General features: G+C 42.5%; 13 protein-coding genes. 10 read left to right on the forward strand and 3 right to left on the reverse strand.

All coding sequences use genetic code 11. The annotated features are described in order from the left end of the window. Positions 1–4 precede the first annotated feature (4 nt). On the forward strand, positions 5–1,162 hold the full coding sequence (locus Q0852_RS08535) for a peptidoglycan DD-metalloendopeptidase family protein (RefSeq protein ID WP_299016994.1): 1,158 nt from the start codon (positions 5–7) through the stop codon (positions 1,160–1,162). Positions 1,163–1,192: 30 nt separating this feature from the next. Then, positions 1,193–1,909: a divergent polysaccharide deacetylase family protein gene (locus tag Q0852_RS08540; RefSeq protein ID WP_299016996.1), complete on the forward strand. Its 717-nt coding sequence runs from the start codon at positions 1,193–1,195 to the stop codon at positions 1,907–1,909. Between the two features lie 27 nt (positions 1,910–1,936). On the opposite strand, the gene Q0852_RS08545 is transcribed toward Q0852_RS08540, so the two are convergent. After that, positions 1,937–2,581: a TetR/AcrR family transcriptional regulator gene (locus tag Q0852_RS08545; RefSeq protein ID WP_299016999.1), complete on the reverse strand. Its 645-nt coding sequence runs from the start codon at positions 2,579–2,581 to the stop codon at positions 1,937–1,939. Positions 2,582–2,694: 113 nt separating this feature from the next. On the opposite strand from Q0852_RS08545, the gene rfaD reads away from it, so the two are divergent. The 7 genes from rfaD (at position 2,695) to Q0852_RS08580 (ending at position 10,055) form a co-directional block, all read left to right on the forward strand. Further along, positions 2,695–3,642, forward strand: a complete 948-nt coding sequence (gene rfaD, locus Q0852_RS08550) for an ADP-glyceromanno-heptose 6-epimerase (protein ID WP_299017002.1) — start codon at positions 2,695–2,697, stop codon at positions 3,640–3,642. A 13-nt stretch (positions 3,643–3,655) separates the two neighbouring features. After that, entirely contained in the window at positions 3,656–4,612 is a 957-nt protein-coding gene (gene lpxM, locus Q0852_RS08555; protein WP_299017005.1) for a lauroyl-Kdo(2)-lipid IV(A) myristoyltransferase, read from the forward strand. 1 nt (position 4,613) lies between these two features. After that, the gene (locus Q0852_RS08560) at positions 4,614–5,795 is read left to right on the forward strand and encodes an O-antigen ligase (RefSeq protein WP_299017008.1); all 1,182 of its coding nucleotides are present in this window, start codon (positions 4,614–4,616) and stop codon (positions 5,793–5,795) included. A 7-nt stretch (positions 5,796–5,802) separates the two neighbouring features. Further along, on the forward strand, positions 5,803–6,543 hold the full coding sequence (locus tag Q0852_RS08565) for a glycosyltransferase family 25 protein (RefSeq protein WP_299017011.1): 741 nt from the start codon (positions 5,803–5,805) through the stop codon (positions 6,541–6,543). Positions 6,544–6,554: 11 nt separating this feature from the next. Further along, positions 6,555–7,637 (forward strand): glycosyltransferase family 4 protein, encoded by a 1,083-nt coding sequence (locus Q0852_RS08570; RefSeq protein ID WP_299017014.1) that lies wholly within the window; start codon positions 6,555–6,557, stop codon positions 7,635–7,637. Between the two features lie 390 nt (positions 7,638–8,027). Next, positions 8,028–9,554 (forward strand): phosphoethanolamine transferase, encoded by a 1,527-nt coding sequence (locus Q0852_RS08575; RefSeq protein WP_299017016.1) that lies wholly within the window; start codon positions 8,028–8,030, stop codon positions 9,552–9,554. Between the two features lie 138 nt (positions 9,555–9,692). After that, positions 9,693–10,055, forward strand: a complete 363-nt coding sequence (locus tag Q0852_RS08580) for a diacylglycerol kinase (RefSeq protein WP_299017019.1) — start codon at positions 9,693–9,695, stop codon at positions 10,053–10,055. 94 nt (positions 10,056–10,149) lie between these two features. Here Q0852_RS08580 and Q0852_RS08585 read toward each other — a convergent pair whose 3' ends face one another. After that, positions 10,150–12,048: an LTA synthase family protein gene (locus Q0852_RS08585; protein WP_299017022.1), complete on the reverse strand. Its 1,899-nt coding sequence runs from the start codon at positions 12,046–12,048 to the stop codon at positions 10,150–10,152. Positions 12,049–12,470: 422 nt separating this feature from the next. Between Q0852_RS08585 and Q0852_RS08590 the strand changes: the two genes are divergently transcribed. Then, complete coding sequence (locus Q0852_RS08590; protein WP_299017024.1) at positions 12,471–13,286, forward strand: glycosyltransferase family 25 protein; 816 nt, start codon at positions 12,471–12,473, stop codon at positions 13,284–13,286. A gap of 62 nt (positions 13,287–13,348) precedes the next feature. Here Q0852_RS08590 and Q0852_RS08595 read toward each other — a convergent pair whose 3' ends face one another. After that, the gene (locus tag Q0852_RS08595) at positions 13,349–14,266 is read right to left on the reverse strand and encodes a polysaccharide pyruvyl transferase family protein (protein ID WP_299017026.1); all 918 of its coding nucleotides are present in this window, start codon (positions 14,264–14,266) and stop codon (positions 13,349–13,351) included. Positions 14,267–14,273 lie beyond the last annotated feature (7 nt).

Below are 14,273 nucleotides of genomic sequence, written 5' to 3' on the forward strand. Positions count from 1 at the left end.
TCCCATGCGGGATATGATCAGATACCTAAACCAAACTCTCCGCGCCAGTGCATTTTGCACTGGCGCTTTGTTATGCCTGGCTATTTCACAGCCTGTTGGAGCCGCCAACCAAAACCAGCTTGAAGGCATGAAGAAAGAAATATCTCGCCAGCAAACCCAACTCAGCAGCAAGCAGAAAAAAATTAGTTCTCTGCAAAAATCTCTCAAACAGCAAGAACTCGACATCGCAAAAGCAGCAAACAAAATTCACCAAGCTGAGCGTGAACTCTCAACCCTTGATCGCTCTATTGGCCAACTTCAGCAACAGCAGCTGCAACTTCAACAGCAACTGGTCGGCCAGCAAGAAATGCTCAAAGAGCTTTTAAACACCCAGTATCGTCAAGGTAAGAACAACAAGCTAGCGTCCTTGCTTAGCGGTGAAGACAGTACGGAACTGGACCGGATGTCGGTCTATGCCGAGCGATTAAGCAAAGCCCGGGCAAATGCTCTTGATGAACTGGCCGCGACCACGACAGAATTACAGCTCAAGCAACACCAGCTTAGCCAGCATCGTCAGCAACAACAAACGTTACTGTCCCAGCTAAAAACAGAAAAGAGCAAACTGGAAACCGAGCAGCGCCAGCGTAAGAAAACCGTTCGCAACATCAAGGGCCAGCTTAAATCCGACACCCTTTACCTATCAGAGCTGAAAACTAACGAGAAGAGACTGGTTAAAGAAATAGCCAAGGCCAAGGCTGCTTCCGAGGCGGCTCGCCGGGTACCGATGGACGGACTTGCCAAACACAAAGGTAAACTACCATGGCCGGTCAAAGGCACGGTCCTGCATCATTTCGGTAGTCCGCAGCAGGGAGAATTACGCTGGAAGGGAATGGTGATCAGCAAGCCGACTGGCAGTCAGGTCAAGGCCGTTTACCCAGGTAAAATCGTATTTGCCGACTGGCTTCGCGGCTACGGCCTGATGCTGGTGATCGACCATGGCAAGGGAGACATGAGTTTCTACGGTTATAACCAAACCTTGCTGAAAAAAGTCGGAGACACGGTTCAGGCCAATGATGCGATTGCTCTGGTCGGCGACAGCGGCGGTCAGGATCAATCGGCGCTGTATTTCGAAATCCGCCGCAAAGGATCCGCAACCAACCCGACAGGTTGGTTAACAAGATAACCTCGGCTTAATAAGATAAGGACAACAAAAATGCGATGGATTGCAAACTGGTTTATCTTGCTTACCGGACTAGCAGTATCAGGTCCGCTGCAGGCTGCCATGCTGGCAATCGTCATTGATGATCTGGGCTATCAGGCTATGCCAGTCGCTCTGTCCGATCTGCCGGCCGAGGTCAGCATCTCTATCTTACCCGATACCCCGTTTGATTTGAAAACGGCCTATCTGGCAAAACAAGAACAGCGAGATACCCTGCTCCATATGCCAATGCAGCCCCTGCGTAAGGCACCACTGGAACTCACCACCCTCACGGATGCAATGTCGCAGGTTGAGCTCCAACAAACCCTACGTCATGCACTCAGCCGAGTTCCTAATGCCGTTGCCATGAATAACCATATGGGCAGTGCCCTGACCCAAAATACCAAAGCGATGGATTGGGTGATGACAGTATTGGACGAACAGGGCGTTAAATTTCTCGACAGCCGAACTACCGCAAAATCCATCGCGCTTCAGCAGGCAAAAATACGGGGAGTTCCGGCTCTGCGCCGGCACATTTTCCTCGATCACTTCCGCACCCGTTCTTTTGTCACCCAACAATTAAAACTGGCGATCAAACGAGCCAAGCGAAACGGCTTTGCAATTGCTATCGGTCACCCCTACCCGGAGACACTTTCAACCTTGGAAGAGCAACTGCCGACATTAGCAGAGCACGATGTCAAACTGGTACGTATCTCCACTCTCTATCGCTAACCCCGGCGATTTCCCCAAACCTAATCCCTAGGTATCCCGTGTCACCTGCTCGCAGTAGTGAGATTCAAGCTGCATAACCTGCTCTTTGCCTTTCACTGTTGTCAGCGGACGGACGATGCTCAGCATCTGTAATACACCCTGATAAATAACAGCTTTGGTAATTTTAGCTCCGGCGGCTTGGGTGGTTTGATAACAAATCCAGCTCGATGCCACCAACTTAAGGGTATTAGCCAGACTAAGCAGGTCTTCATCATCCAGGTCAAGTAAACCACTTACACGGAAGCTGTTCATCATTGCCATGATATTACTGTGCAGCTGCTCTTGAGCCGCCAGGTATTTGTGCTGCAACTCAGGATCCCGGCGCAAGATATCCGGCAAGTTGGCATAGAAAAATCGATAACGCCACATCAGCATAAATACGCCGTCAAGATAACCTAATAAATTATCAGCAGTTACATTCGCTTCATCCTGCGGTTGAAAACGAATACTCAAGTCACAGGCGTATTCATCGAAAATACTGTGTATAATCTCTTCTTTATTTCGAAAATGATAATACAGATTGCCGGGACTGATCCCCAAATGAGCAGCAATATGGTTCGTGGTTATGTTTGGCTCACCACTTTCGTTAAAAAGTTCCAGTGCAGCCTGAATAATTCTGTCGCGGGTCTTCATTCGCTTCTCACTTCCGTCGCCCGATAGCAATAGTGTAATGTTATCACAAAGAATATTCTTCTCGGTGGCAGATATGCGGCCGTTGTCCCAATGTACTATGAACAGGAGTTGTCATGATTATTGTAACTGGTGGTGCCGGCATGATCGGCAGCAATATCGTTAAAGCCATTAACGAGCAAGGCCGCAATGATATTTTGGTAGTCGACAACCTAAAAGACGGAACTAAATTTGCCAATTTGGTTGATCTGGACATCGCAGATTACATGGACAAAGAAGATTTCATCACCCAAATCATGGCTGGGGACGAATTCGGTCCTATCGACGCCGTCTTCCACCAGGGTGCCTGCTCTTCCACCACGGAATGGGATGGCAAGTACATGATGCTCAATAACTATGAATACTCTAAAGAGCTGTTGCACTATTGCCTTGAGCGCGAAATCCCATTCCTGTACGCCTCGTCAGCAGCGACTTATGGCGGACGCGACCACGATTTCATCGAAGAAAAACAGTACGAAGGCGCGCTGAACGTCTACGGCTACTCCAAACAACAATTCGACAACTATGTTCGCCGCATCTGGCAAGATGCCGAAGAACACGGTGAAAAACTATCTCAGATCACCGGATTCCGTTACTTCAATGTCTACGGTCCTCGCGAACAACACAAAGGCAGCATGGCTTCGGTAGCCTTCCACCTCAATACCCAGCTCAAAAATGGTGAGAGCCTGAAACTGTTCGAAGGTTCAGAAACCTTCAAGCGTGACTTTGTCTACGTCGGCGATGTCTGCAAAATGAACCTGTGGTTCTGGCAACAGGGTATCTCCGGCATTTTCAACTGCGGCACCGGCAACGCCGAATCCTTTGGTGAAGTCGCCAAGGCCGTGATCAAATTCCATGGCAAAGGTGAAGTAGAAGCCATTCCGTTCCCAGAGCACCTGAAAGGTCGTTACCAAACTTTTACCCAGGCAGATTTGACCAAGGTACGGGCGGTAGGTTACAAAGAAACCTTCAAGTCCGTTGCCAAAGGTGTGGCCGAATACATGACAACCCTGAACAAGCAATAGTGAACACCGTCAGATGAAAGACCATTTTGATCCACAGGCTTACCATCCCCACTTCCAATGGGGATTCTTGCACCCGAAATACTGGGGAACCTGGCTGGCAGTCGGCTCAGCCGCCCTTATAAGCTTGTTACCACATCGCTGGCGACTGGCGTTAGCCACTGTTTTTGCCAAGTTAGCCATTAAGCGAAGCAGCAAGGCGAATATTCGGGCCCGGGTAAACCTGGCTATGTGCTTCCCGGATAAAACGGAACAAGAGCGCGAAGCCCTATTGCTACAAAGCCTGATCACCGCCGGAACTTTCCTCATGGGCTTTGCCGCGATGTCCACCAGAAGTCGACGCTGGCTGGAACAAAATACCGTGATCCGTGGCGAAGAACACCTGCAGGCCCAGAAAGATTCTTGCAGTAACACTATCCTGCTGGTACCGCATACTTGGGCTATTGATGTTCCCGCAGTCCTTCTGGCATCGAGAGGACTCCCGGTTGTTGGCATGGCCAAAAAGCAAAAGAACGCAGTGACAGATTGGTTAATGCACAGACAACGTGTACAATATGGCGGCAGAATTTATGAACGTAGCAGTGGCATCAAGCCATTCATCCGTTCGATCAAAGAAGGTTATCTAGGGTACTACCTGCCTGATGAAGACTTAGGCCCGGATCATAGTGTGTTTGTTGATTTTTTTGCAACGACAAAAGCGACAATGTCTGGACTGGGGCGACTTTCTAAACTCAGCCGTGCCAAAGTGATCCCGCTATGTGCGATATACAACCTGGAAACTGGCCAGTACGAGATAGATATCAGACCGCCACTGGATCCATTCCCAATGGAGACAGAAGAACAAAACGCCCGCACGATGAATGCATGCCTTGAAGACTTTATTAATATGGGTCCTGAGCAGTACATGTGGATATTACGCTTGCTAAAAACCCGACCGAAAGGCGGAAAAAACCCGTATAATACAAGTGCTTAACATGAACAAAAAAACAGTAAACAACCTACTTATCCTACTCCCTTTTATCTGGCTTTTTAGCGGAATGCTTGTAATCAAAAGCGGGGATAAGGCCATGATTGCGATGATAATTATTTCGATTATCGCCACCTTGGCTAACCAAGGATTCAATTCAATCAAAAGCAACCTACAACATAATAAGACGCTGTGGGTTATACTGGCAATGGCTGGCTATGCCCTTTTCAGTTATCAATATCATGGCCTGAGTTCACGAGAACTGAGGGCGCTACTTGGCGCATCTCTCTTTTTGCTTTTTTTCCCTAGGCAGTTACTAACATCCAAGTTCTTGCTTGGTTTAAGCCTAATAGGTGCAATCATATGTATTTCCAATGCCTTTTACTTCAGTCAAGTTGCTAACTTGCCAAGACATCTCTGGACAATAAATGCGATTCCACAGGCAACTCTCAGCGCCTCCATCGGTATAGTTGCACTTGTACAATTACTAAGATGCGAAAACAAAAAAGAGCTGCTTGTAGCAAGCATATCATTAGTCCTTAGCATTATCGCAATAATCTTCAGCCAAACCCGTGGCATTTGGCTTGGCTTTGGAGTTGCAACCTGTTTGATAATGCTACAACTATTCAGATACCGACAAATTAACTGGAAGTTTGTTGTTACCGGAATGGCCATCATCTTTGCCGCTGGTTTTTCATTAAAGCCCCAGCTTGAACAACGTATAAACAGCACCCAACATGAAGTAAAACAAATTACTTCAGGTAATCTCAACTCCTCAATTGGTTTAAGATTACAAATGTGGAAGCTAGGTCCGCATATGCTTAACAATAATGTATTACTTGGTGCAGGAGACTCCCATTCTCAGAGATTTGAAGCCCTTTATAAACAAGGACTAGTTTCCGAGAAACTATATCGCTTCCAACCAGCGCACTATCACAACCAGTATTTAGACCGTTTGATAAAAAATGGGATCATTGGCCTTACTATGCTGCTTTTAGTGTTCCTTGTGCCTTTAGCTCAAACTCGCAATCAACCATCAAGCAAACGCTATATGATTACCGGACTCGTGGTATTATATGCAATTGCCGCTTTAACCGATGTCCCGTTTAACCATGGTCAAACACTGTTCATGTATATGCTATTAATTTGCGGCCTGTTTGCATATCCATCAGAAACTGAAGAAAGTTAGTATTTTTATGATCGATATTTTTGTCATCAACCTCGAGTCTTCAACTGAACGTCGAGAGCATATTTCCAATCAGATGAACGCTCTTGGAGTGAATTATCATTTTTTTTCTGCTGTTGATGGCCGCAAAAAACCACACCCACTATTTGAAATGTACAACGACAAGCTCAGCCAGCTATATCGTGGCAAATCTCTTAGTCGTGGTCAGCTCGGCTGTTATGCCAGCCATTACTTGTTATGGCAAAAGTGTGTAGAAGCAGGGAAACCCATTATCGTAATTGAAGATGACGCTTTAATTTATCCAGAAGCGTTCATGGAATTTATTAAGCACGCCCCAATACTCGATGCTCGTTTTGAGTGTATCCGTCTCTTTGATAACAAAAGAAAAAGCTTCAATTACACACCGGTAAAAGAACTAGATAAAGTTGCCATCAGCAAATTCAGCAAAGGGCATATGAGTACAACCGGTTATTTTATTACCCCAACAGCAGCTGAAAAATTACTCAAGCATTCGTCAACCTGGTATATGGCTGTCGATATCTATATGGATCGCTTTTGGGTAAACGAAGTAGAATGCTATGGCACTTCACCGGCCTGCCTGACCAATGATCCTATCTTTGATTCAGAAATAGGCTATAGCCCAAAAGCCAAAAGAAGTTTCTTAACACGCTGTAAGCGTGAGTGGTTTAACTTTACTGAACTGGTCAAACGCGAACTTCATAATTTACGATTTAACATTCAAAACAAATAAAAGTGAATACGATGAAAATTCTGATTGCCAGCTCTTACCACCATGCCTGGAATAGTGTTCGACCTGAGGCTGAAATGTTTATTGAGATGGTTCGTCAAGGCCACCAAGTAACAGTCGCAACTCAAGGTGATGCGGAGTATGTAGCCCGATTCAGAGAGCATGGTGTTAAGGTCATCGATTGCTACCCGAAAAAAAAGATCTGTCCGAGCACCATCAAAACACTTCATAAAGAACTCAAGGATGGCGATTATGATATCTGCTATGCCTTTAACTCAAAGACAATTCCCAATGCAGCCTTTGCCTGTATCGGCACCAAGGCGAAATTAATCACTTACCGTGGAACCACTGGCGGACTATATCGCCACGACCCAAGTGCCTATTTGACCCATCTTCACCCTCGAGTCAATGGTATTGTCTGTGTTTCTGACGCTGTTAGAAAAGATGTCTGCAACCGTGTGTGGAAAAACCGCGACAACATCGTCACCATCTACAAAGGTCATCAACTTGACTGGTACAGTGTCGCTCCAACAGAACGAGCTGAGTTTAACCTCACCGACAACGACATCATCGCTGTCTGTGCAGCCCATGTTCGTCCGAGCAAAGGGATCTCAGTTCTCATCAAGGCAACACACCAGATTAATAACCCCAATTTCCATTTACTCTTGGTAGGTAGTGGCTTTGAACCTCACTATGAAGAGATAAAACAAAGTCCGATGGCTGATCGCATTCACCTTGTCGGTCACCGTAAGGATGTCCCATCTATCATGGCAATGGCCGATTTTCAAGTTCAGCCATCGATCAGTGGCGAAGGCTTACCGCGTACCATCATTGAAGCTATGGCCAATGGTACGACTTCCGTTGTTACCACTACAGGAGGCTCACCAGAGCTTGTTAATGATGGCAAAACGGGCTTTGTCGTTCCTGTCGGGGATGCCGATGCTTTCGCTAAAGCAATGAATATACTCATTGCCGATAAAAATAAAATCGTTCAATTTAGTAAAGCAGCTAAGCAAAAACTGGATAAAGAGTTCAATGCAACCCAGACGGTAAAGAATCATATCGCTTACTTTGAAAGGCTACAGAACAAAGACTAATAATCTCACACCTTTCGCCCAAGAGCTTATCAGCGACGATAAATGCAAAGCATTTTCGTTCTGTTTTAAAAGAACTCCCAATATTCTCATAGCCCCCACCTCACATTTGGCCTTTAACATACCAAAGGCCAATTCACGCTTATATAATATGAAGACATACTACTTATATCCAGATTTCTTCTTACCTAGCAATTAAATCCGATAAAACTCGCCCTTACCTCACTTACAAATTAAATCATTGTTAATAAATCAAAACATTAGGATAACTCAGCTCACTCACGCACTAAACACAACAAAATTCAAAAATTCAGATAACAATCAAAATACAAGCACTAAATCCCATACAAACATGATAGAATGCTTAAAAAGCAGACTAACACACCAGATCAAATGAAAAAAGTAGCATATAAACCTATATTATCTATAATATTCCTTTTGTTATTTTCTATTAGCATAAATCATATGCTAGGTTATAAATTCAAAATAGACCGAACATTAATAATGTTCTTTTTTTCATATCTTTTAATTGATAATACATATGGACGAATTTCATTATTCGGATTATCTCTTATATCAGCCTTGTATTACCCTATTTCTTGGTTTTATGGCCATCCAAACCTGACAATCATGTCAGCAATACTTGAAACAAATATCCAAGAATCTACAGAATTTTTATATGACATCCCTGTTATAGCAACTTTATTATCAATTACGTATTTATTAATAATATATATCTTATTCTTTAAGCTTCGTATTGAAATAAGCGTTAATAATAAAAAAACCATGTCGATCTTGTTTGCTTTATCTTGTTTATGGCAACCTTTAAAGTCATACGCTTCAGATAAAGATGATAATTATATCTATACGTTACGCTTTACTCCAGTAGAGTTCATTTCAGACTTTTATAAGTCTTATCATTCATATTCTGATGAAAATAAAAAGATAAGAAAGCAAGTTAACCAGCCACCTAATTGGGATGTCCTATCCAGCACTCAAAAATACAAAAACTACATCCTGGTAATTGGTGAGAGTGTTCGCAAAGATTACTTGAATTCATATGGTTTTGAACTAGATAACACTCCATTCATGTCAAACTCTCCGGGGATCGTATGGGACGGATTAATTGCGCCAGGACCAAACACTTACACATCTGTCGTTCGGCTACTTTCAGTCAACAATGGTATCGATGTAGAGTTAAATAATAATATTATTTCATTAGCAAATGAGTCTGGACTCAATACCTATTGGTTATCAAATCAAGGAAAAGTAGGTCCAACTGATACGGTCATTAGCTCAATCGCTTATTATTCCAAAAACATTTTCTTTTCAAAAAAAGGAAGTTATAAAGATGTCGACATACCAGACAGTGCGCTACTACCACATTTAAGTTCAATATTAGACAAAAAGACAAAATCACCTAAGTTTATTGTTATTCACTTGATGGGATCTCATCAAAATTTCTGTCAACGCGTTGACAATGATATTAAATTTGACCATGTAAATAGAAAAATCTCATGCTACATAACCAGCCTATACAAAACAGATGACCTCCTAAAAAACATACGGAAAATTGCCAATAAAACTGGTGAAGAGTTTTCAATTGTATACGTTGCCGACCATGGATTAGGGCACCCTAATAATAAGAAGAAGAACTTAAAACACAACCCAAGAGTTAAACAAGCATACGAAGTTCCATTGTTTATTACATCAAGCGACGATAATAAACACACTTATATTGAACGGAAAAGATCGGGGCTTCACTTTATTCATTTCTTATCGGAATGGATTGGTGTAACAGCCGTCCAACTTGAACATGGCTATAACTTTTATAGTCAACAGAGCGATATGAATATCAAAGTCAATACAGGCGATGGCAAGCTGGTTAACTTTTCGACATTGCAAGATGATCCAGTTTAAATTAAATTACCACGGATAAGTTAAGTTGTACGTAGTTTTTATGATGAACGATGCCGCCACGCCAACAGGCGGCTTACGACTGCTATCTTTTTCTGACACTAATTCATTGTTAGTATTAACAAATAGAAGGTAATAGATTTGAAGCCGGGACATACTGGATTGTATCGCTTATATAAAGCGTCAGGGTACTCCATACAGGGGTTTAAAGCGGCATGGAAATATGAGTCTGCAATTCGTCAAGAAGTTATCATGCTCATGATCTTGATTCCTATTGCACTAATATTTGGGCAATCCGCCATTGAAAAATCACTGCTTATTGCAAGCATCGTATTAGTACTTATCGTAGAGTTGCTAAACGCAGCAATAGAGGCAGTCGTCGACAGAGTCGGTAGTGAGTACCACGAACTCAGTGGCAGAGCAAAAGACATTGGATCTTGTGCTGTTCTTGTCACACTCATTCTTGCCGCCTCCGTCTGGACTCTCATTTTACTAACCAACTAATGAGTAATGTTACTAATAATCATGGTAGAGGGAGTAACACTGAACGGGTTTGTGCGTCAGAGCTGACGTCGAAGTCAGCCCTGCGCTACTGAAGCTAATTCTGGTACAGTGAATTATTGATCAACCCATTGTTATAGAACTGCACATAGGCTTTTAGCTTTTCGCCCAAGCTTTCCTCCTGTTTCACGCCCAAATTCGCCTGTTTCGTCACAAAAAAGGCCGATGGCAGCGGCTGCGGATTACTAATCTGCAGCTTCTGATTCATACGCACGTAAGCATTGTCGCTAACCAGCCAGTAATCGTTAATCTCCTTAAACAGAGCTATACCTTGACGCTCACTTTTCAGCAATGATTGTCCAAACGGTAACAGCTTATCTGATTCATTAATATTCAGATAATCGACCACCGTCGCAGGAATATCTGCCTGCTGGGCGACATCCAAGCGAACTTCTGGTTTGATCTTTCCGCCTGGATGGTAAAGAAGAATAGGAACTCGGTGACGCCCCAGCGGAGTTGCAAAATCAGGATCATGGTTGTCGGAAGTATGGTCCGCAGTGATCACAAATAACGTATCCTGATACCAAGGCATCGATTTGATCGTCTCAAAAAATTTTTTTAACGCCATATCAGTATAGCGAACCACGCGATGCATTGGGATGCTTCCCTCCGCAATTTTACCTTTGTATTCCGGCGGCAAGGTATAAGGGTTATGCGAACTCAGGGTAAACACTGACGCTAAAAACGGTGTCGGTGAACTATTCAGAGTCTGAGCCATATTCTGCAAAAATGGCTCATCAAAAATCCCCCAGTTACCATCATAATCACCATCGTTGGCATACTCAGTTCTGCCTATATAATTATCCATTCCGAGACGTAAAGAAATGGCATCAAAATACATGCTGCCATTTTTGGCCCCATGGAAAAACCAAGTCTCATAATTATAAGGCTTCAGTATATTACCAATTCCATAAAGAGTGTTGCCCTGATATGCCGATCGCACTAACGGCTCTGACATCAATGACGGAATACCAGCTAAGATAGTAGGCACCGCTTCAATTGAACGTCTGCCATTAGCAAAACCATTTGGGAAAAAAGTTCCCTGTTCCGCAAGTGACTGCAAAAACGGCGTATAGCCGACCTTTCCATAGGGAGGGCCAAAATATTCGAGGCCAAAGCTCTCCAATATAATGATAATCACATTGTCATTAGGGGCTGTATGTTCTGGCTTCGAAGCAATTTTGTTGGTGATTAGTTCTCTTGCCTGTTTATCACTTTCAAAAAAGTGAAGCGGTTTGATTTCACTACCTTTCTTTTTTATCAAGGTAAACGAGGTATTAAGTACTAGTGGGCCAAGCTCGGCACTAGGCCATGAGTAAGCATGAACAGAACGTATAGGTTTACTCTGTAATCCACCTCGGGCAGATACAACGGTTATCGCAACCAGAGCAATGACCAATAGAGGATACAAGATCAAACGAACCTCTAGGGAAGGAAGCCTATCGTATAGCCATCTTGAAGAGATACGTGTTAAGGCAAAGACAAATATAATAGCAAGCGCGGCTAAATACCAGAACTGACCAGCTAACTGTTGTCCCTGGTCGATGAGATCCGGAGCAAGCGCCATTACCTCCAAACCACTACGTCTACCACTAAATGGGAAGTAAGCAATATCGGCAAAGTTACTTAATAAAAAGGGAATATTCAGCAATAGGAAAAAATAGAATATAAACTTCGGTAAACGATTGACTACAGCCTTAAAAGGACTAAGTAAAAACACCAGTAGCAATAAAGGGGCATTGATCATAGCGATACTCGCCAGATCAAAACGAACACCGTGAAGAAATGCTATAAGGATACTCTGAAAGTCACTCCTAACAAAATAGTCACTATTATCGATATAAAAAATGAATCTAATCAAACTGTAAGCAATCAGAGCTAACAGGGATAGCGAACATAAATAAAACAAAGGTCTAAGATTGACTTTATTACGCATTTTAAATCGTCTTCATATAATCGCGAGGATGAGATTGTTTCAAGCCTGAAGCAGTGTTTGTTCAGACGCGGATTAGGAATTTTTTATTCGTCACTCATACAGCCAATATCCAATGGTGCAGAGATATTTTTATAACAGCAAGGCAAAAATGGTACATAAATAACTCAGGTTACACAACGACGAAAGGGAGAGAATTTTAAGAAAACATAACCTTTTCCTCAAATATATGTCTGTAACTCTTACACCAGATAACAAACCACTACTTAACTTATTGCTGAGCATAAAGTTGCTCATATGAAATACATCCTCAAATAAAGCTAACAAGATCAATCAGCATAATAATTACAGCAAATAAGGCTTATATAAATACTGTCGACTATACTCATAGCTTAAAATATGCTCCTAACGTGGGAATAGTTCAAATGAAAGCCTTTGTGATAAGTCTCGTAGATAGCCTAGAACGTCGCAAAAAGGTAATGGATATTCTTGGACAGCACCATATCCATTTTAATTTGATAAATGGCATCGATGGAAGAAAAGAAAATCATCCCTTTTTAAAAAGGTATAATGAAAAAGAATTTATTTTTCACTATGGTAGGAAAGCTGCGCCAGGGGAGCTGGGGTGTTATGCCAGCCATATTCTTGCTTGGCAAAAGTGTGTCGAACTTGGAGAACCAATTCTGGTTTTTGAAGACGATTTAGTACTTAAACCTGGAGTAAAAGAGGCTATCAAGGCATGTGAAAAGTTGATCTCTGACTATGGTTTTATCCGTATGGAGAGCACTCGTAAAAAACCTCAATATCCAGTAAAACACGTAGGGAAATTCACCCTATTTAATTTCATGAAAATACCACAATGTACCACGTGCTACGCAATTTCTCCGCAAGTAGCCAAAGCATTTCTTAAACATAGTCAAACCATTCGCCTTCCCGTGGACGTATTTATACGCAACATCTGGATACACAAGCAGCCTATTTACGGCCTGCAGCCTTTTTTAATTTCTGCGAGTAATGATGAATCTCTCATTGGAAAAAGAGCAAAACTAAAACATAAACCCTTGTCTATACAGCTAATATGCCTATTATTTAAAGCAAGAAGAATACTATTTAACGGCTATTACCAACTCAAATGGCGCCTTACCCGACGTACCTTTGTATCGTTATTAATCCTGAATAGTCAATGCTTTATGCTACAACAACTTACCATCCAGGAGCTCGAGTTTTTATTGATTATATAACTTGATTTGCACTTAGGTGAACGAGAGTTATTTAAAATACAGGGATAATTCTCCCACTCCTATCAATCACAATGCTTAATTATATCCTGAACAATCTGATATTGCCTCTCAGTAACCAATTCAACATGCTCGTCACCGCTCAGCACTCCAGAATTATTACCAGATATTTCACATAACGCCTTACTTAAATTATCTAAATCAGACTGAGATGCTATTGTGAAATAAACAGGCAACCGTGACCACTTACGTGGGCATGAGAAAATTTTACTTAACCATTTTTTCGTCGCGTTTTCAAAAACCTTTCCAAAACCCATTTTGAATTGTGCCATAAATGGCAGTGATTCAAACGTTAATGAAATAGCCATAGATTCAGTAAAGTCATACCACTTTCCTTCATTAAATGCCGGAGAGAACTTCGCCGCAACCCAAGGAATACGCAGAGCATCTGCCACAATGGCACCATGCATCGCTTCAGTAACTACTTTTTCACAACCTTGTAATGCAACAAGAAAGTCATCTACTGGCTGTTTCGCTGAAATGAACTTTAATCCAGCCTTATCACAAACCGACTGCCAATCGATAAAGTCTTCACTTCTATGGTGAGGAATAAAACCAATACCAGACTTCTTTTCAGCTTGCGGCAAAGTGACTTTACGCAATAAATAAGCCCCATCCCCAACCGCCAATTCAGGAGCAACTCCTAATTTTTCAGCCGTCCTCGGTCCACGCACCCCAAAAACCTGACAACGTTCATCAAGCCGAGGAAGATCTTCATCCCATCCACCGGAAGAAAAAATTACAATTTTCCTGGCATCTTTCAGATTCTCGTTAATCCGCTTCTTGGTTAAAATAGTCCCAATACCCAGAAAATATGTATCTGAGCATTCGTCAATTTTGTCACCTAACAACTTCGGCCATAACCAAGAGTTCAGATCATCTCCAAAATTATATGTTTCAGAACGACAGTATTCTAATTTCATCTATTTA

Origin of the sequence: uncultured Photobacterium sp. (assembly GCF_947502415.1) — a bacterium.
Classification (GTDB): domain Bacteria; phylum Pseudomonadota; class Gammaproteobacteria; order Enterobacterales; family Vibrionaceae; genus Photobacterium.

What these genes read in the sequence shown, in the direction of transcription:
- Q0852_RS08535 (WP_299016994.1), top strand. Translation starts at nt 5, where the DNA reads ATGCGGGATATGATCAGATACCTAAACCAAACTCTCCGCGCCAGTGCA.
- Q0852_RS08540 (WP_299016996.1), top strand. Translation starts at nt 1,193, where the DNA reads ATGCGATGGATTGCAAACTGGTTTATCTTGCTTACCGGACTAGCAGTA.
- Q0852_RS08545 (WP_299016999.1), bottom strand. Translation starts at nt 2,581, where the DNA reads ATGAAGACCCGCGACAGAATTATTCAGGCTGCACTGGAACTTTTTAAC.
- rfaD (WP_299017002.1), top strand. Translation starts at nt 2,695, where the DNA reads ATGATTATTGTAACTGGTGGTGCCGGCATGATCGGCAGCAATATCGTT.
- lpxM (WP_299017005.1), top strand. Translation starts at nt 3,656, where the DNA reads ATGAAAGACCATTTTGATCCACAGGCTTACCATCCCCACTTCCAATGG.
- Q0852_RS08560 (WP_299017008.1), top strand. Translation starts at nt 4,614, where the DNA reads ATGAACAAAAAAACAGTAAACAACCTACTTATCCTACTCCCTTTTATC.
- Q0852_RS08565 (WP_299017011.1), top strand. Translation starts at nt 5,803, where the DNA reads ATGATCGATATTTTTGTCATCAACCTCGAGTCTTCAACTGAACGTCGA.
- Q0852_RS08570 (WP_299017014.1), top strand. Translation starts at nt 6,555, where the DNA reads ATGAAAATTCTGATTGCCAGCTCTTACCACCATGCCTGGAATAGTGTT.
- Q0852_RS08575 (WP_299017016.1), top strand. Translation starts at nt 8,028, where the DNA reads ATGAAAAAAGTAGCATATAAACCTATATTATCTATAATATTCCTTTTG.
- Q0852_RS08585 (WP_299017022.1), bottom strand. Translation starts at nt 12,048, where the DNA reads ATGCGTAATAAAGTCAATCTTAGACCTTTGTTTTATTTATGTTCGCTA.
- Q0852_RS08590 (WP_299017024.1), top strand. Translation starts at nt 12,471, where the DNA reads ATGAAAGCCTTTGTGATAAGTCTCGTAGATAGCCTAGAACGTCGCAAA.
- Q0852_RS08595 (WP_299017026.1), bottom strand. Translation starts at nt 14,266, where the DNA reads ATGAAATTAGAATACTGTCGTTCTGAAACATATAATTTTGGAGATGAT.